This window comes from Frankia sp. Allo2, assembly GCF_000733325.1.
In the GTDB taxonomy this organism is placed as follows: Bacteria; Actinomycetota; Actinomycetes; order Frankiales; family Frankiaceae; genus Frankia; species Frankia casuarinae.
Genome location: NZ_JPHT01000010.1, coordinates 51,015 through 68,629, shown reverse-complemented (window position 1 = coordinate 68,629; position 17,615 = coordinate 51,015). Strand labels below are relative to the sequence as shown.

The 17,615-nt window shown below is 68.5% G+C and carries 17 protein-coding genes and 1 pseudogene (1 of these 18 only partly in view); 4 read left to right on the top strand and 14 right to left on the bottom strand.

All coding sequences use genetic code 11. From position 1 onward, the window contains the following. The 12 genes and pseudogenes from smc to recG form a co-directional block, all read right to left on the bottom strand. Positions 1 to 2,305: pseudogene (gene smc, locus ALLO2_RS09685) on the bottom strand (chromosome segregation protein SMC); it reaches 1,364 nt to the left of the window's first position. 347 nt (positions 2,306 to 2,652) lie between these two features. Next, complete coding sequence (locus ALLO2_RS09680; protein WP_023840227.1) at positions 2,653 to 2,850, bottom strand: hypothetical protein; 198 nt, start codon at positions 2,848 to 2,850, stop codon at positions 2,653 to 2,655. Positions 2,851 to 3,063: 213 nt separating this feature from the next. Next, positions 3,064 to 3,375: an acylphosphatase gene (locus ALLO2_RS09675; protein WP_035731396.1), complete on the bottom strand. Its 312-nt coding sequence runs from the start codon at positions 3,373 to 3,375 to the stop codon at positions 3,064 to 3,066. 407 nt (positions 3,376 to 3,782) lie between these two features. Further along, the gene (locus ALLO2_RS09670; protein ID WP_035731393.1) at positions 3,783 to 4,553 is read right to left on the bottom strand and encodes a DUF2786 domain-containing protein; all 771 of its coding nucleotides are present in this window, start codon (positions 4,551 to 4,553) and stop codon (positions 3,783 to 3,785) included. Positions 4,554 to 4,759: 206 nt separating this feature from the next. Beyond that, a complete protein-coding gene (gene mutM, locus ALLO2_RS09665) occupies positions 4,760 to 5,731 on the bottom strand; it encodes a bifunctional DNA-formamidopyrimidine glycosylase/DNA-(apurinic or apyrimidinic site) lyase (protein ID WP_011437976.1) in 972 nt (323 codons plus the stop codon). 168 nt (positions 5,732 to 5,899) lie between these two features. Next, entirely contained in the window at positions 5,900 to 6,712 is an 813-nt protein-coding gene (rnc, locus tag ALLO2_RS09660) for a ribonuclease III (RefSeq protein WP_011437977.1), read from the bottom strand. Further along, positions 6,709 to 7,770 (bottom strand): phosphate--acyl-ACP acyltransferase, encoded by a 1,062-nt coding sequence (locus tag ALLO2_RS09655; protein ID WP_023840231.1) that lies wholly within the window; start codon positions 7,768 to 7,770, stop codon positions 6,709 to 6,711. The genes rnc and ALLO2_RS09655 overlap by 4 nt, the downstream gene beginning before the upstream one ends. A 6-nt stretch (positions 7,771 to 7,776) precedes the next feature. Continuing rightward, complete coding sequence (gene rpmF, locus ALLO2_RS09650; protein ID WP_011437979.1) at positions 7,777 to 7,947, bottom strand: 50S ribosomal protein L32; 171 nt, start codon at positions 7,945 to 7,947, stop codon at positions 7,777 to 7,779. Next, positions 7,947 to 8,558, bottom strand: a complete 612-nt coding sequence (locus tag ALLO2_RS09645) for a DUF177 domain-containing protein (RefSeq protein WP_035731303.1) — start codon at positions 8,556 to 8,558, stop codon at positions 7,947 to 7,949. The genes rpmF and ALLO2_RS09645 overlap by 1 nt, the downstream gene beginning before the upstream one ends. A 453-nt stretch (positions 8,559 to 9,011) precedes the next feature. Further along, positions 9,012 to 9,518, bottom strand: coding sequence for a pantetheine-phosphate adenylyltransferase (coaD, locus tag ALLO2_RS09640; RefSeq protein WP_035731300.1), 507 nt, complete (start codon positions 9,516 to 9,518; stop codon positions 9,012 to 9,014). Then, positions 9,515 to 10,072, bottom strand: coding sequence for a 16S rRNA (guanine(966)-N(2))-methyltransferase RsmD (gene rsmD / locus ALLO2_RS09635; RefSeq protein WP_011437982.1), 558 nt, complete (start codon positions 10,070 to 10,072; stop codon positions 9,515 to 9,517). Before rsmD ends, coaD begins: the two co-directional genes overlap by 4 nt. 12 nt (positions 10,073 to 10,084) lie before the next feature. Then, positions 10,085 to 12,280 (bottom strand): ATP-dependent DNA helicase RecG, encoded by a 2,196-nt coding sequence (gene recG / locus ALLO2_RS09630; protein ID WP_035731390.1) that lies wholly within the window; start codon positions 12,278 to 12,280, stop codon positions 10,085 to 10,087. A gap of 252 nt (positions 12,281 to 12,532) precedes the next feature. On the opposite strand from recG, the gene rpmB reads away from it, so the two are divergent. Together rpmB and ALLO2_RS09625 are read left to right on the top strand one after the other, a co-directional pair. After that, positions 12,533 to 12,721 (top strand): 50S ribosomal protein L28, encoded by a 189-nt coding sequence (gene rpmB / locus ALLO2_RS24275; protein ID WP_011437984.1) that lies wholly within the window; start codon positions 12,533 to 12,535, stop codon positions 12,719 to 12,721. Between the two features lie 138 nt (positions 12,722 to 12,859). Further along, positions 12,860 to 14,011, top strand: coding sequence for a D-alanine--D-alanine ligase family protein (locus ALLO2_RS09625; RefSeq protein ID WP_023840234.1), 1,152 nt, complete (start codon positions 12,860 to 12,862; stop codon positions 14,009 to 14,011). Between the two features lie 77 nt (positions 14,012 to 14,088). Here the strand turns inward: ALLO2_RS09625 and ALLO2_RS09620 are convergent, their stop codons facing one another. Continuing rightward, positions 14,089 to 14,736 (bottom strand): DUF3515 family protein, encoded by a 648-nt coding sequence (locus ALLO2_RS09620; protein WP_232235002.1) that lies wholly within the window; start codon positions 14,734 to 14,736, stop codon positions 14,089 to 14,091. 33 nt (positions 14,737 to 14,769) lie between these two features. Next, entirely contained in the window at positions 14,770 to 15,003 is a 234-nt protein-coding gene (locus ALLO2_RS09615; RefSeq protein WP_011437987.1) for an Lrp/AsnC family transcriptional regulator, read from the bottom strand. Positions 15,004 to 15,250: 247 nt separating this feature from the next. On the opposite strand from ALLO2_RS09615, the gene thiD reads away from it, so the two are divergent. Both thiD and murA read left to right on the top strand, forming a co-directional pair. Beyond that, entirely contained in the window at positions 15,251 to 16,084 is an 834-nt protein-coding gene (gene thiD, locus ALLO2_RS09610; protein ID WP_051875046.1) for a bifunctional hydroxymethylpyrimidine kinase/phosphomethylpyrimidine kinase, read from the top strand. Between the two features lie 109 nt (positions 16,085 to 16,193). Then, positions 16,194 to 17,615 (top strand): UDP-N-acetylglucosamine 1-carboxyvinyltransferase, encoded by a 1,422-nt coding sequence (murA, locus tag ALLO2_RS09605; RefSeq protein ID WP_011437989.1) that lies wholly within the window; start codon positions 16,194 to 16,196, stop codon positions 17,613 to 17,615.

Below are 17,615 nucleotides of genomic sequence, written 5' to 3'. Positions count from 1 at the left end.
AANNATCGAGCCGCGCCATCTGCTCGGACAGCGCCCGGTGCCGGGCATCGGTCCCGTGCAGCGCCGCCAGTGCCGCGTCGATGGCGGTACGGGCCCGGGTCACCTCGGCACGCGCGGGCTCGAACGCCTCGTGGGCGGACTCGACGCGACGGGTCGCCTCCGCCACGCCGGCCTCGGCCTCGTCCGCCGCGGCCTGCAGTTCGATCGCGGACGGCGGGTTCGCGCTGCCACCGATAGAGAGGGGGGCACCGATGACGTCGCCGGCGCGGGTGACCACCCGCAGGTCGGGGCGCAACGCCGTGGCCCGCTCGGCCGCCGCCAGATCCTCGACCACGACAGTCCGGGCGAGCAGGGACGACACGGCGGTACGGAACCGATCGTCACCGATCTCCACCAGGTCCAGCGCGGCAACGGCACCGGCCGGGAGCGGACCGTCGGCGCTGGCCGCCCCCGGGACGATCGCCGCGCTGCCGTCAGGGCCGGCGCAGGCGTCAGGGCCGGCGCAGGCGTCAGGCTCATCCGCGACGGTGACGGCGGCCACCAGCGCTGCTCGGCCGGCATCCGTTTCCCGCAGCCACGCAAAGGCCGCCATGGCATCCCCCGACGTGCCGACGAGCAGGGCGTCCGCCGCCGGGCCCAGCGCCGCGGCGATGGCCGCCTCCGCGCCGGCGGTCACGCTCAGGACGCCGGCCAGCCGGCCGATCACCTCGAGGGTCGGATCCAGTGCCGGAGCCGAGTCCTCCGCCGTGTTCGAGGCGGTCTGCCCGGTCTGCGCGCCGGTAGCAGCCCTCAACAGTGCCGCGGCTCCGTCGGCCGGCGAGAGGGAGAGGTGCAGCGCGTCGCATCGCGCGGCCCAGGATGCGCGGTCACGTTCGGCGCTACGCTCCTCACCGCGCAGGACCTCGAGCCGCTCGGCGGCAGCGGCATGCACTGCCACGGCCGCGCTGTGCTGCTCGGCGAGATCCTCCCGTGCGCTCTCCATCCGAGAGAGTTCGATCTCGAGGGCCGAACGTGACGCCGAGGTCTCGGTCTCCCGCTCCCGCGCGGCGTCGAGTGCCTCGGTCGTCCGTGCTATCTCGTTCTCGGCACTGGTGGCACGGGACCTGGCGGCCTCCACCTGGCCGGCAAGGCGCGCGATCTCCTCACGGCGAAAAGACGCCGCGCGTGCCGCGGCGATCAGTTCCTTCTCCTCCTGAGCGAGCGCGGCCTCGAGATCGGCACGCCTGGTGACCACCTCGGCGAGCAGATCCCGATCACGCTCCAGCCGCTCGGTGAGGGCGATTTCCTGCTCCCGGACCGCCGTGGCCTCCTGTTCCAGTTCCTCGGGGTCGCGGCGCCCACGTACGTCGTCGGTCGCGGCACGCAACAGGCGACCCCGTTCGACGGCGAGGGAACGGGTGCCCCGCAGCCGTTCCCGCAGGGATGCCAGGGCGTACCAGGTCTCCTGGGCGCCGGTGGCGCGCGGAATGATCGCCGTCAGGTCGGCCTGCAGCTGCTCCTCACGGCGGGCGGCCGCGGCGTGAGCGGCCTCGGTGGTCGTCAGCCGCGCCCGCAATGCCTCCTCGTCCGCGAGGTCGGAGGTGATCGCGACCTGGGCACGATGGAGATCGTCGGCGAGAAGGCGCAGGCGGGCGTCCCGTAGCGAAGCCTGAATCACACCGGCCTTACGGGCGATCTCCGCCTGCCGACCGAGCGGCCCTAACTGCCGACGCAGTTCGGCGGACAGATCGGTGAGGCGGGNGNGGNTCGCCGACATCGCCTCGAGCTTGCGGNGNGCCTTCTCCTTGCGTTTACGGTGTTTGAGGACGCCGGCGGCCTCCTCGATGAACGCACGGCGATCCTCCGGGCGCGCGTGCAGGACCGCGTCGAGCTGGCCCTGGCCGACGATCACGTGCAACTCTCGGCCGATACCCGAGTCGCTCATCAGTTCCTGGATATCCAGCAGGCGACAACCGGTACCGTTGATCGTGTATTCGCTCTCGCCGCTGCGGAACATCAGTCGCCCGATGGTCACCTCGGTGTACTCGATGGGGAGCGCGCCGTCCGAGTTGTCGATCGTCAGGAGTACTTCGGCGCGCCCCAAGGCCGGGCGAGCGGGCGTGCCCGCGAAGATGACATCGGACATAGTGCCGCCACGCAGGGCCTTGGCACCCTGCTCCCCCAGTACCCAGGCGATGGCGTCAACGACGTTACTCTTGCCCGACCCGTTGGGCCCGACCACGCAGGTTATTCCCGGCTCGAGATGCAGGGAGGTCGAGCTCGCAAAGGACTTGAAGCCCCGCAGGGTCAGGTTCTTGAGATGCACCAGTCTCCGGAGCGCTGGAAGGGTTCACCGGCTCGACCCGGGATGGCCGGACTCAGCCGACGTTCGACAGAGCCATCCTAGTCGGCCACCCGAAGCACCCAGCAGGCTACGCTCCGAAAAAAGTACGAAGAAGGCGGGGAGTGAGGTTGCCCGGCTCTTCCTGGACATAGAGCCGCCAAAGTGATCCGAGACACACGGGCAACATCACTGGGCAGGGACGAGCCAGCCGGGAAAACGACCGATTCGACGATCTCAGCGATCATGACGCCCGTAGAAACGGAGTCTTGCCCACGTAACCGGGCATACCCACTACGAGGGGGCGCCTCCCCGAGGAACGCCCCGCCAGCTCAGCTGAACGCCGGTTCGGCGTCGAGCGCCCGGACATCCTCCGGCACGTCGACACCACCCACCAACGCCTCGTTAACCTCACGTACTCGAGCCAGTTCTGCCTCGAGCTCCGCTACTCGGGCACGAAGCCGACGCACCTCGCAAGAGAGACGCAAGTCGCCGCCGGAACCGACGTGGCCAAAAAGGGCCTTCGCCATAGTGATGGTCCTCCACGATGAGTGACCTAGTGGGTGTCAGACAGCACAAGATCCGAACAGATCAGAGTGCGCCCCAAACAATGACTCCAGGCTCCCATGTCGAGTGACCGAAAGTCAAGAGNATGCCACATGCTCCCGAGCCGGTCCGGTGAACATGCAAAAAGCGGACGGTCATACCCACGACAGTTCCGACAACGCAGCGTCTGCAACCAGTCACTTTCGTCGAAAGTCGGTCAGATCACTCTGCGCCACCTGCCACACAGCCTCCACCCTGTCCGTCCGCCCAGGGGTGTGACCCGTCATCAACAAGTGCAGAAGGTCACGACAGGCCGGCTCCGGCCCCTCCGCGACCACCTCGACCGCCCCGTCCGGGAGGTTGGTGGCGGATCCGACCAGGCCCAGGCGCCGGCCCCGGGTACGCACGTAGTCACGAAAGCCGACGCCCTGGACAAGGCCGGCGACCCGGGCAGTGAATCGGACCACGGCGTGTCCGGACTCCCTCTGCTCCGCGGATACATCGCTCATCAGCACGGTAGGGTACTGGCCATTGTGGATACCACATACTTCCCAGACATGGCAGGCCGGCCGAAAGAGACACGGCGGCAGGGTGATCATCGGCTGGAACGGCCGGACCGGCCACGTTTCCGCCGCCGGTCCGCTGCCGTGCTACTCGCGTGTGGAGCTCTCGGCTCGGCACTCCTTCTCAGCGGTTGCGGCCAGAACTTCTCTCAGGACGGCGGCACACTACCCGTCCCACGCGCGAGCACCGATGGTGACCGCCAGGTCACCCCGGAGCCGGTCGACAGCGCAGACAAGATTATTGGTCCTGGCTACGCCCCGCCGCGTACCGCAGGGCCTACCCAGACAGCGGTGCCCAATCTGCCGGGCGGCAAGCAGTAGTCAGTACCACGCGTAACTACTACCCATACGATTTACCTCATGCCGATCGCCGGTGAGACGCGGCTGGACNCCCGGCTNCCCAGGCCAAGATCAGCCCGCTCGCCGGCCTGGTAGCCCGCACGACCGCCGCTCCCAGAGAGCTGGCGTGTCCTTGGCGCTCGCAACCTGGGATAGGCTCTTGCCAGGTGCGCGTCCACCCGCTGGCTTCGATTCGCCAGGACGACGGCCACCGACGGCGTCGTCGAGGGCCGGTCCGATCCGTTCTCCCGGGTCTGCGTCTGCTGGGTCTGCGCCCGCTCCCGGGCCATCCGCTCCGTCCTGGTCAGTCTCTCCGCCACCGCCACCGCGAAGCCTGCCATCCACGACCGACGAAACGCCCGCGGGTCCTCCTGGCGTGGTGGACGGGCGAGGGCCAATCCCTGTGCCTGCTGGACCAGCAACGAGGTGAACAACATCTGCACGCGGTGGATATCCGCATCCATCCCGAACAGATGAGCGGAGTGCCCCGTCCCCACTGCACGCTGCTCGGTCCGGTACACGAGCCGGCAACCAAGCGGTGCGGCAATGCCCGCGAGCAACGAGATCTTGTCCCGGGCATAGGGCGGATCGACGGCCACCACCAGGTCAGCCGCCTCGACGCGGTGCGGCGACGCCTCCTCGACCAGCGCGCGGTCGATCCCGTACTGGGCGATCAACTCGGCCGCCTTGCTGTTATAGGTTTCGCGGGCGGCCTCGCTCAGCCCCTCCGCCTCCGCCATCGCCAACAGCTTCCGTATACGACCGAGCAGGGCATCCGGATTCATCGCGTCTCCGTCCATGTCGCGTCGGGGGCAGGCCAGCCAACCGACGTGCCGGATGATGCCTCACCGATCCCGGCAGCCCGGTCTCGGTCCTGGACGAGGCGATAACTGTGAACGCCGCGGCAGGTCTGGCTCCCCACCCGACTATCGCGGACGCCACGCCCGGCACCCCACCCGAGAGCCGCGGGATTCGAACGTGTGATCGAACCTTACCACCTGGCCCGTCTTGGGTGCGGCTGGCAGGTGGGGCAAGTGAAGCTCGACCGGTTCATGAAAGCGTCCCGGCGCACCGCGTCTCCGCATCGTGTGCACGGCCGACCCGCGCGGCCATACACCTGTAGCGACCGTTCGAACAGCCCGCTGACTCCGTCCGCCGACACGTACAGGCGGTCGAAGGACGTACCGCCCACCTCAAGAGCCGCGATCATCACCGTCCGCACGCAACCCAGCAGCCTGCCGACCTCCGCCCGGGTGAGGGTCTCGGTCGGCCGCGCGTAGTGCAGCTTCGCGGCCCACAGGGCCTCATCCGCGTAGATGTTCCCGACCCCGCTGACAAGTGTCTGATCGAGCAGGGCCCGCTTCACGCCGGTACGGCGTCGACGCATCCTCTCCGTGACGAGCCGCTCGTCGAAGGCGGGATCCAGAGGATCCCTGGCGATGTGCGCGACGGGAGCAGGCAGATCCGCTTCCCCCGTTGCGACCGCCAGGCCACCGAAGGTGCGTTGATCCACAAATCGCAGTTCGCGTCCTCCGTCCGTGAAGACGAACCGGATCCGCAGATGCTTCTGGTCGGGGGTGGCGGGTGGAACGACGAGCAACTGTCCGCTCATCCCGAGATGGGCGATCAGTGCATCCCCCTGAGCCGGATGACCTGGGGGCAGGGCGGGCGGAGACATCTCGGCCAGCACGGCAGCTGATTCCTCCTCCGGTGGTTCTTCTGGAACCACCGGAGCGCACGCCGCATGGTCTACCGGCGGCTGAAGTACCAGCCACAGATACTTGCCGCGGCGTCGTGCCGCCGTTATCCGGCGGCCGACGAGCAGCGCCGAGAAGTCGGCGGCACCGGCCAGATGACGGCGCACCGCACGAGGATGGTGGACGTCAACCGATGCGATGACGCGACCGACGACACCACGTTCCAGACCGCGGCGAACAACCTCTACTTCGGGGAGTTCTGGCATGATCTCCGGTCGTCGGGTCGGGTCAGTGGGATGACACCGGACCCTCGACGTGGCTCGATGAAGCTGTTGCCACCCCTGAAGCTGTTGCCACCACTGAAGCTGTTGCCACCACCGAGCCTGTCGCCAGCGCCCAGGAAGCGAATCGGGGCAGCTGATGATCAGCCACTCTCACAGACCCGAGACCTGATCGTGATCAAGGCTGCCGACGGCGGACTTCTCGTGATTTCCGCCGGCGACGTCCGCGCCCGAACCGTCCTCCCGCCCCAAGGCTGACCGTTCCTCGAGAACCGCGAAAGCCGCGGCGGCCGCCCGCTGCTCGGCCTCCTTCTTGCTTCCCCCTTCGCCCTCGCCCAGTGGCTCTCCCGCGATCCTCGCGTAGGCGGTGAATCGCTTCGCGTGGTCCGGACCGGCCTCCTCGACGATGTATTCGGGCGGCCCGAGAGCCAGCACCGCCGTCTGTTCCTGCAGTGAGGTCTTCCAGTCAAGCCCTGCGCCTCGGCCGGCGGCCTCGTCCAGCAAGGGATCGAAGAGACGGTGCACGAAACCGGAGGCCACGTCGAGGCCTGAGGACAGATAGACCGCCCCGATGATGGCCTCGAGGGTGTCGGCGAGAATGCTCGCCTTGTCGCGCCCCCCGGTGGTCTCCTCGCCCCGGCCCAGCAGCAGGTACGGACCGAGCCCGGTGGGTCCGATCCCCCGTGCCACGTCCGCGAGAGCCCGCATGTTCACAACCGAGGCCCGCTGCTTGGCGAGCTGCCCCTCGGGAAGATCCGGGTGGCGGATGAACAGTGCCGCCGTCACCACCAGACCGAGCACCGCATCGCCCAGGAACTCCAGGCGTTCATTGGTGGGCAGGCCGCCCTTCTCATAGGCATAGGAGCGGTGTGTGAGGGCGCGGTCGAGCAGCTCGGGGTCGATGGCGACCTCGAGTACCTCGATCAGGCCGTCCCGCGGCGGCGGGGGTGGCAGCTGGCGGGTCATCCGACCAGCCCGGCCAGGGCCCGGCGACGCGCCACCAAGATCGCCATCGCCGCTCTGGTCCGAGAGGCCAGGTCCGCATGGACCGCGACCGACGCCGCCCTCAGCGCCGCGAGCAGCCCGACTGCCTGGCTGTCGCCGGCTTCATCCGGTGCCCGCTCCGCGTGGACCGCGACACCATCGACCCCCAGCACGATCGTTCCCCCCCGCACATCAGGATCTTCCAACGTTCCCCATCCCGGATCCAGACCGGCCCTGGACAGGTGCCCCGTACCCCGATGAGATTCCCACCATCGCATCCCGCGGATGACGGACATCAGGACATCTCCGGTGAATCCGTCGGTGACCGCCACGTCAACTCCACGGCGATGATCGATCTTCTGGCCGTCGCCCGGCTCGCCCGTCCACGAAGGCGCGAGGAGCCGATCAGCCGTCAGCGGGCCGACATAGTGCAGATCGAGCGATCGGAGCAGCTCGTCGGCGGCTCGTCGCAAGGTGTCGGGAAGCGCTGGACGCGCCGTCAGAAGCCCGACTCGGGGAGCGTTGACGGCGAAGCGAACCGCGGCGTATGCACTGCCCGCGACCGCGAACTGGGCGAGTTCGTCCGCCGTCACATCAACCGTCGCCCCCGCGTCGCACAGCACGACGGGGGCGTTCGCCCCGCCGACAATCGAGGCGAGAGTGGCCCGTGTCGCCCCGGGGAGCAGACCGTAGGTGAACTGAGCCGAGGCGACCACGGCTTCGGCCGGGGCTGTCGAGACCATCGCATCGGCATGTCCGTCACGGACCAGGCGCGCCGCCACCCGGACGCCGGAGTCCCGACGTGCTCGCACTTCACGCAATGCCTCCGGGCCCGCCGAAACGCTGCGAGCGGCCGTGGCGAGCAGGACGCGCTCGCCTGGCACAATTCCCAGCCGAGCAAGGTCATCCCGGACGGTATCACCGGATGTCACCAGAGTGAGCACCAGATGCGGATCGGCGCCGAGCGCACTGGGCAATGCCTCGAGGAGAGGCCCGGAAGGCAACCCCTCCCCCACCAGGTCAACGGCGATACGTGTCACACCGGGTCAGACGTCAAGCACCTGACGGTCGTTGTACCGGCCGCACGTGCCACAGACGGTGTGCGGCCGGATCACGTGCCCCCGCGAGCACTTTGCGAGGGTCGGCACCTTGGCCTTCCACTGCGAACGCCGGGACCGGGTGTTGCTGCGCGAGGTGCGCCGCTTCGGGACGGCCACTATTCCTTCTCCTTGCTCTCATGAGGGTCGGTGCGACCCTTCTCGGTTCCCGTCGCTCCGCTGCCGGCCAGCGCGGACAGCGCCGCCCATCTCGGGTCGGATCGCGCATGGGAATGTCCAGGCTCGACATCGTCGAGACGCNCCCCGCAGTCCACGCAGAGTCCCGCACAGTCCGGACGGCAGATGGGTGACAGCGGAAGGTTGAGTACCAGGGCATCCCGCACCACGGGCTCGATGTCCGCATGATCATCGATCAGTACCCGAGCATCTTCGTCGTCACCCAGGTCCACGGCTCGGTCAGGGTAGTAGAACAGCTCGCGAAACTCGACCATGCTGACCTCGGACACGTCGTCCAGGCAGCGCGCACATTCACCCCGAAGCGGCNCCACGNCGCTCCCGCTGACCAGGACACCCTCGATCACCGATTCGAGACGCAGGTCCAGGGTGACGCTTGCGCCGGCCGGCACCCACATCATCTCGGTTCCGAGATCGGCGGGAAGTTCCGCCTGCGCCCGGACAAGCCGCATCGACCCGGGCCGACGACCGAGCTCACGGGTGTCCAGTACAAGGGGACCCCTCGGGGTCCGACGGCGAAAGTGGGATCCAGTCATGGCGGCAGTCGAATTCACATCTACGTCAATGTCAGGAAGGCCAGCCGAAACAGGGCCTTCGTGGTGGTGTAGCTACCCGGCGTCGCTGACGACTGAGGCAGCCCGACGTCAGCGGCACCCTGGACCCTCCCAGCGGCACCCTGGACCCTCCCAGCGGCACCCCGGACCCTCCCAGCGGCCCGGACCCTCCCAGAGGATCGACGAACAGACTCCAGCCGGTCAACTACCAAGCCGGTCAGCTACCAACGCCGGTCAGCTACTACGGTCTCCTAGCCTATCCGATCGGTGCCGCGGACGATCCGATCAGGCTGCCGGGATCTCCGGACACCCGAGCCCGGCGGGCGGCGGACCTCCGCCTAGGAAGCCGCTCGGGTGCCGCTCGCCCCCCGCGACCGGCCCCGGAGCCCGGACAGTCCGGAACGGCGGGAGAGCCCGGCGGAAGTCGGTCGGCGGCTACCCACCCGGCGGGGGNTACTGAGCGAGGCGCTCACGGAGCTGTTTGAGTACCACATCCGGTACCAGCCCCGACACGTCACCTCCGTAACGCGCGACCTCCTTCACCAGACTGGAGGACAGAAAGGCATATTGCGGGTTCGTACTCATGAAAAGAGTCTCCACGCCCGCAAGCGAATTGTTCATCTGCGCCATCTGAAGCTCATAGTCGAAGTCGCTGACCGCACGCAGTCCTTTGACGATCGACTGGATACCCCTACTCCGACAAAAATCGACGATCAGCCCGTGGGACGCATCCACCAGGACGTTGGACGGCGCCATCGGATGATCACGCAGGGCCTCTCTGATGAGCTCCATCCGCTCGTCGACGGTGAACAAGGTGACCTTGTTCTTGTTGATCGATACGGCGACCACGACCTCGTCGAAGAGTCTGCTCGCTCGGACGATGATGTCGAGATGACCGTTGGTGATCGGATCAAATGAACCGGGACAGGCTGCCCTCCTCATGATCGAATACCGTACCAGAGAGCACCCTCCCCGTACCTCCGGTCGCGCAGCGCACACAACCCGTCAGGCCAGGCGACCGGGCCCGAGCGGTGCGATCTTTCGACAACGCAGACACCGTCCGCAGTCAACCAGGCGGCCGCCAGCAGCTTTGACAGCACTTCGCCGAGTTCCGAATCGCGCATCGCGTACGGCGGATCGAGGAAAACCACGTCGTAGGGATTATCCGAGGTGTTCTGCACCACACGCTCTACCGCGGCTTGCGCGATCTTCGCGCCCGACAGTCCCAGCGCTGTCACGTTCCGCCGCAGAGTGCGTATCACGACCGGATCGCGGTCGACGAGAAGAGCATGAGTGGCACCCCGAGACAGCGCTTCCAGACCGACCGCACCAGACCCGGCATAAAGATCGGCAATCCGAGCACCCCGCAGATCCAGACAGGTCGACAAGGTGTTGAACAACCCCTCACGGGCACGTTCCGAGGTCGGACGGGTGGTCGTTCCGGGTGGAACCACGAGCCGCCGACCACCCGCGGTTCCACTGATGATGCGCGTCATCGGGCCACCCGGTCATCCCTTCTCGAGGAAGGCGACACTGGTGTCGTCGAGAACCGCGTCGAGCAGCCGGCGCAGTGCGGGATGCCGGTCCAACCCGGGGTCGTCGTCAACCAGGCGACCGGCCTCCTCGCGTGCGTCGCGGATCAGGTCCTCATCACGAAGAAGTTCCAGGAGCTTCAGGGATCGTCGTCCGCCGGACTGGGCGGCCCCGAGCACATCGCCCTCTCGACGCTGCGCGAGGTCGAGACGGGCCAGCTTCGCCCCGTCGCTGGTGGCGGCGACCGCGCTGAGCCGCTCCCAGGCGGGGGATCCCGGCTCGGCCGCTGTATGCAGAAGACACCAGCCGGGCGCGGTGCCCCGGCCGACCCTCCCGCGCAGCTGGTGCAGCTGGGACACGCCGAACCTGTCCGCGTCCAGGACGACCATCACTGTCGCGTTCGGTACGTTCACTCCCACCTCGATGACGGTGGTGGCGACCAGCACGTCGACCTCGCCGGCCGCGAATCGGTTCATGGTGGCCTCCCGTTGCCCGGGTGCGAGACGACCGTGCAGCGGTTCAACCCTGAGGTCCGCAAGCTCGCCATCCACCAACAGGGGCAGCACCTCACACACTGTCGCAGCTGGTCGGGACGCTCGCGAATCCGGACCGGCAGCCGAGGATTCGGCGGGATCATCCTCCCCGCCCCCGTCCTCCCCGCCCGCACCGATCCGGGGACACACGACATAGGCCTGATGCCCGGCGGCCACCTCGTCGCGGATTCGTCCCCACATTCGATCCGTCCAGGATCTCTGGCTCGCCGGCACCACGAACGTCCCGATGGGAGAGCGTCCCGCTGGCAGTTCGGTGAGCTCGGAGACTTCGAGATCACCGAACACGGTCATCGCGACCGTCCGGGGAATCGGTGTCGCGGTCATCACAAGAAGGTGGGGAGGACGTCGTCCACGCGCTCGCAGTGCGTCCCGCTGTTCGACGCCGAAACGATGCTGTTCGTCGACGACGATCAGACCAAGATCGTTAAAAATCACCTCATCGTGCAGCAGGGCATGAGTACCGACCACCAGACCGGTGGAACCGTCCGCGATCTCCGCCAGAGCCTCCCGCCGCGCACGCCCTCCCATCGATCCGGTGACCAGCGTCACCCGCGTGGCCCGATGATCGGCTCCTAGTTCCCCTGCCCGGGCCAGATCGCCGAGCATCTCCCGGAGGCTTCGGCTGTGCTGAGCGGCAAGAGTTTCGGTGGGCGCCAGGAGTACCGCCTGGCCGCCCGTGTCGACCACAGTGAGCATCGCCCGCAGGGCGACCAGTGTCTTGCCCGAACCCACCTCTCCCTGTAGCAGTCGATGCATCGGAACGGGCCGACCGATCTCGGCTGCGATCGTCTTCCCCACCTCGCGCTGGCCCGTCGTGAGGGGGAAGGGCAGATCGGCATCGAACGCCGCCAGCAGACCATCCGGACGCTGCGGCCGGGGTGTTGTCGCCAGCGCCTCCACCTCACGACGCCGCTGGGCCAACGCCACCTGCAACACCAGAGCCTCATCCCAGGTGAGGCGCCGACGACCGGAGGCGATCTCACCACGGTTCGCGGGCTGGTGAACCAGCCGGAAGGCCTCGGCCAGAGCGGGCAGGCGGTACCGGCTGCGGAGATCGTCCGGCAACGGATCCTCGACGGGATCGAGAGAGTCCAACGCCAGCCGGACGCACCTCGCCAGCGTCCAGCTCGGCACCTTGGCGGAGGCGGGGTAGATCGGAACCAGCGCGTTCGCGAACGGCGCACCGCTGACGGCTTCCCCGCTCTCCTCGGGTTCGAGGAGCTGGACCTCCGGGTTGGTCAGCTGACGCTGCCCGCGGAACTCGTCGACCTTGCCGGCGAACAGCGCGGTCGTCCCGGGACGTAGGTCACGCTCCCGCCAGCTCTGATTGAAGAAGGTCAGCGACAGTGAATGCCGGCCGTCCGTCACCGTCACGCGCACCATCGACTTCCGGGTGCCGCGCATCGGGCGGCGTTCCGTCTTCTCGACCCGGGCCTGGACCGTAACCGTCTCACCGACGACGAGGTCCGCGAGGTCCGTCAGCTCGCCTCTCTCATGGTACCGGCGGGGCAGGNGNCCCNGCAGATCACCNACCAGCCTCAACTCCAGACCATCGGCCAGGAGGGCGGCGGCACGCGCGCCGACGAGGGCCTTCAGGGGCGTGTCGAGGTCGACCACATCACCGATAGTGCACCGGAGCACCGACAGTACCGAGNCCCNCCGGCTCCCGCCGCATCATCTGGACCACAGAACTGGACCACAGAAGGTGGGGTAACCTCAAGCGGGCCGCCACTGCGCGCGTCCCCCGGCGGCGCCGTCAGGGTCGCGGGTTGCGTACGATTCTGGTTCTGACTCCCCTGACGTCCCGGGCACGCCTACCGGGACCAGTACTACTTCGACTTCGGCTACTACTTCGACGGAGTGTTTCTCGTGTCTTCGGTGTGTGACGTCTGCGGCAAGGGGCCGGGCTTCGGTATGTCGGTCTCCCACTCCCACCGACGCACGCGCCGTCGGTGGAACCCCAACATCCAGACCGTGCGCACGGTCGTGGGCGGGACCCCCAAGCGGCTGAACGTCTGCGCTTCCTGCATCAAGGCGGGCAAGGTCTCTCGCGCCTGAGCCCTCCGGGCCGGACGTTACTCCGGCCGGACGGGGCGTCACCGGACACAGGCCTCCCGTGGAGGTCGAGGCGGAGCGCGGCCACATCCACGTCGGGTACGCTGCCGGTCACCGACGCCGATCCGTTAGTGTCCCGGCATGGCAGGCTCCAGGCGTCGGATTCGGCTCGCCCTCCTGTTCGGTGGCCGCAGCACCGAGCACGCGATCTCCTGTATATCGGCCAGCGGTGTACTGCGAGCCCTGGATCGTGACGTCTACGACGTCGTCCCCGTCGGCATCGACACACATGGCCGCTGGGTCGTGCTGCCGGACGACCCGACCGCCCTCGCGGTGACGGGAGACCGACTGCCCGCCGTCGTCGCGGCCCACGGTGAGAGCGTCGTCCTGGCCGCGGATCCGACGACGCCCGGTCTGTTGCCGTGCCGCCCCCGCGGCGGCCTCGACTCTGTCAGGAACACCCTCGGGAGCAGCGACGCTCTCGGGAGCAGCGACATTCCCGGGGACATCGATGTGGTCTTCCCGCTGCTCCACGGCCCCTTTGGGGAGGATGGGACGGTCCAGGGTCTCCTGGAGATGGCCGGCCTGCCCTACGTCGGCTCCGGGGTGTTCGCCAGCGCGGCCGCCATGGACAAGCAACACATGAAGGCACTGCTGCGGGCCGCCGGCCTTCCCGTCGGCTCCTACGCCGTCCTGCGAGCCGGTGACACACTCACCGGGGCCGACCAGGAACGGCTGGGGCTGCCCGTCTTCGTGAAGCCCGCGCGCGGCGGGTCGAGTATCGGGATCAGCCGGGTCGAGGCCTGGGCGGACCTGGACACCGCGATCAAGGCAGCCCGCGCCAGCGACCCCAAGGTCCTGGTGGAGTCGGCGATCGTCGGCCGCGAGATCGAGTGCGGGGTCCTCGGAATTCTAGACGGCCCCGGTGCCGAGGCGAGTGTGCCCGCCGAGATCACCGTCACGTCTTCGGCCGGCTTCTACGACTTCGAGGCCAAGTACATGTCCGACGCCACCCACTTCGACGTCCCGGCCAACCTGTCCCACGCGGTACGGGAGGAGGTCCGGGGAGTGGCGATCGCGGCGTTCGAGGCCCTGGACTGTGCCGGGCTCGCGCGGGTTGACATGTTTGTCACGGCCGACGACCATGTGATCATCAACGAGGTCAACACGATGCCCGGTTTCACCCCTACCTCGATGTTCCCGCGGATGTGGGAGGCGAGCGGGGTCACCTATCCGCAGTTGGTGGACCGGCTCGTCAGGCTGGCCCTGCGCGACGGAGCGGGGCTGCGCTGACCGCCCGGCACCTGCGCCACCCGGGCCCGTGACGGCGTGGAGGCGTTCCGCCGGGCGGGAATGGCCGGGAGCTCGTCTCAGGNTGTCGTCGACCTGCTGTGCGCCCGCACGGCGGGGGCGACCGAGACGAGTACCTCGAACGCCTGCACGTCGGCGGGCAGGGTGAGAACCACCTGGGGCTGCCGCGTGGGGGTGGAATAGCGCACCGTCGTGCCGCCCAGGTTCTCGGCGAACCACCCCACATCGTCCACGGCGGACAGCATCGCATCGGGACGGTAGCTTGCCGGAAGACCGGGCGCGCCGCAGGTGAGCACCACCGGCGCCGCGCCGTAGGCCGCCGCCGTGGCCTGTGGGGGGTCCAGTGTCCGGCGGTCGAGGTCGTCCCCGAGCGACGGGGGAAGATCGTGGACCAGGTCCACGCACGACGAACGGACCGACTCCGCGGGAATCGGCACGTTGGTCAGCCGAATCGATCCGGGACCGCCGCATCCGACCAGCGCGAGCAGGACCCACGAGGCGACGAACACCGGATACCGACATGACCGCCCCGGCCGGCGCCCGCCCCGTGCCGGGCGTCGGCCCCGCTCGGCTTGCTCACCACCGGTGGCCATGTCCCGATTCTGGCGCGCCACCGACGTCACCGGTGGCCCGGCCCCGGCGGTGGGCGCGAGCCGGGAGCCGGGAGCGCCCACCGGGTCCCCCGTCCCGGAGCCGACCTGACCCACGTCGGGACGGAGGAGCTTCAGCGGCGGAGAAGCTCAGAAGTGAACGACCGGGCAGGTCAGCGTGCGGGTGATGCCGTCGACCGACTGCACTCTCGCCATGACCATCTTCCCGAGGTCATCGACGGTGGCCGCCTCCGCCCGGACGATGACGTCATAGGGGCCGGTGACGTCCTCGGCCTGGGTGACCCCGGGGATCTGCTCGATCTCCTTGGCAACCGAGGAGGACTTGCCGACCTCGGTCTGGATAAGGATGTACGCGTGGACCACAGACGCTCCCTCGTCGGACGTCGACAGCCCGTCGAGCAGAACTACGGGCCGACAGAAGGTAACAGGCAAACGGCCCGGATGAGAGCCTCCGAGGTCGAGGAATTTGCTCAGATCGGCCGACAGGGACCGACCGAGGGGTCGCCCGGCCTCATCCGGAACCCCAATCGTGGGGGTCAGCTGGCCGGCTCGGTACCCGGTTGTGATGGCAACCACGACGCAGCTACCCAGAGCGAAGAATAGGAGACACGTGAACGCTCGGAGCATCCGGAGCGAGCCGCCGCCGGAACCGAGCTCCGCCCCGCCCCGCGTACTGACGATCGCCGGATCGGATTCTGGCGGCGGCGCGGGCATTCAGGCAGATCTCAAGACGATGCTCGCCCTCGGCGTCCACGGCATGAGTGCGATCGTCGCGGTGACGGCACAGAATTCCCTGGGCGTCCATGGTGTGTGGGATCTCCCTCCGGAAGCGGTCCGAGCCCAGATCAGAGCGGTCGTGGCGGACATCGGGGTCGACGCGGTGAAGACGGGGATGCTCTCCTCCGCGGCTCTGGTCTCGCTGGTCGCCGCCGAACTCTCGCGGCTCGACGTACCCGTCGTGGTCGATCCGGTCAGCGTCTCCAAGCACGGCGACCCCCTGCTGTCCCCGGAGGCGGTCGAGGTGGTCCGTACGGAGCTCATGCCCCGCGCCACCATCGCCACACCGAACCTCGACGAGGTACGTCTGCTGACCGGGGTGGAGGTGCTGGACGTCGCCGACCTGCCCAGAGCCGCCGAGGNGATGCTCGCCCTGGGCCCGCGCTGGGTGCTGGTGAAGGGCGGGCATCTTCCCGGCGACGCGGTCGACCTGCTCACCGACGGGACCACCGAGGTCGTCCTCCGAAGCCCCCGCCTGGACCGGCGGCACACCCATGGCACCGGATGCACGCTGGCCTCCGCGATCGCCGCGCACCTGGCGCAGGGGCGTGGTCACGTCGAGGCCGCACAGGCCGCCAAGGCCTACGTCAGTGGCGCCCTGGCCAGCGGCTTTCCGCTCGGCGCGGGGATCGGCCCGGTAGACCACGGCTATCGTCACCGTAGGTAGCAGCCTGAGAGCCGGGCTCGGGCCGCGCCGGCGGCGTCTGGTTCAATCGCCCCGCCGCACGTGACCTGACGCACGTCACGCATCCGCATCATCACCGTGGAGGTAGCCCGTGGGGGCGCACAGCTCGGGAGTGGTACCATCCACCAGCACGGACCGACGGTGGTATCGCATCGTCGGCGGCGCTCCGCTCACCGGCTCGGTCGAAGCGTCCGGGGCCAAGAACTCGGTCACCAAGCTGCTCGTCGCCACCCTCCTCACGCCAGAGCCGTGCACCCTGACCCGGGTGCCTCGGATCGCCGAGGTCGACGTGGTCCTGGGCATGCTCGCCGAACTCGGCACCCAGGTGGAGTGGCTGGACGAGCACACTGTGCGACTCGCCACCGAAAAGATCATCGACGCGTCGCTGTCCGAGGCCTACTCCGGGGTCAACCGGATACCGATCCTGATGATGGGCCCGCTCCTGCACCGCGTCGGCGAAGCCGTGATCCCGCTGCCCGGCGGTTGCCGGATCGGCAAGCGTCCCGTCGACTTCCACCTCGCCGGCCTGCGTGCCATGGGTGCGGAGATCGTCGAGCAGCTGCGTTCCGTCCAGGTCAAGACGCTGGGTCTGCACGGCACCCATGTCGCGCTGCCGTTCCCGAGTGTCGGCGCGACCGAGAACCTGCTCCTGGCCGCGGTCCGGGCGCAGGGTACGACCGTCATCTCGAATGCGGCGGTGGAACCGGAGGTCATCGACCTCATCATGTTCCTGCAGCAGATGGGCGCCCTCGTCGACGTGGAAGTCGACCGCACGATCGTGGTGCAGGGGGTCGACGCACTGCGGGGAGCCACCCATGCCCCGATCCACGACCGCATCGAAGCCGCGTCCTTCGCCTCGGCCGCGGTGGCCACCAACGGCAGGGTGGAGGTGGTCGGTGCCCGCCAGGAACATCTGGCGACCTTCCTCAACCACCTCCGCCGGCTCGGTGGCGAGTTCGAGGTCACCCCGCGGGGCATGACCTTCTTCCGGGCCCAGCCGTTGACCGCGTCACATGTGCAGACCGACGTACACCCCGGGTTCATGACCGACTGGCAGCAGCCCCTGGTCGTCCTGCTCACCCAGGCCAAGGGTGCCTCCGTGATCCACGAGACGATCTACGAGGACCGGTTCGGATACACCAGACAACTGGCCGAGATGGGCGCCGACATCGCCCTGTCGACCCTGTGCCTCGGTGGGAAGGCCTGCCGGTTCGCGTCCCGGGACTTCGAGCATTCGGCGGTCGTGAGCGGGCCGACCTCCCTCACCGGCGGTGATCTGGCGATCCCCGACCTGCGCGCCGGCTTTGCCTACGTGCTGGCCGCGCTGGTGGCCGACGGCACCAGCATCATCCGCGGGACCCGTTTCCTCGAACGCGGTTACGAGGACCCGGTGGGTAAGCTGCGCTCGATCGGAGCGTTCATTGACACGCAGGCCGTGGGTTCGCCCCCGGCACCGACCACGCCCCGACCTGACCGGAACGACGGTGCTGCCGGGCCAGGCGCATGCAGGTGA

What these genes read in the sequence shown, in the direction of transcription:
- ALLO2_RS09680 (WP_023840227.1), bottom strand. Translation starts at nt 2,850, where the DNA reads ATGGCGAAGGCCCTTTTTGGCCACGTCGGTTCCGGCGGCGACTTGCGT.
- rnc (WP_011437977.1), bottom strand. Translation starts at nt 6,712, where the DNA reads ATGACCCGCCAGCTGCCACCCCCGCCGCCGCGGGACGGCCTGATCGAG.
- rsmD (WP_011437982.1), bottom strand. Translation starts at nt 10,072, where the DNA reads ATGACGCGCATCATCAGTGGAACCGCGGGTGGTCGGCGGCTCGTGGTT.
- ALLO2_RS09625 (WP_023840234.1), top strand. Translation starts at nt 12,860, where the DNA reads ATGGCAGGCTCCAGGCGTCGGATTCGGCTCGCCCTCCTGTTCGGTGGC.
- ALLO2_RS09675 (WP_035731396.1), bottom strand. Translation starts at nt 3,375, where the DNA reads ATGAGCGATGTATCCGCGGAGCAGAGGGAGTCCGGACACGCCGTGGTC.
- mutM (WP_011437976.1), bottom strand. Translation starts at nt 5,731, where the DNA reads ATGCCAGAACTCCCCGAAGTAGAGGTTGTTCGCCGCGGTCTGGAACGT.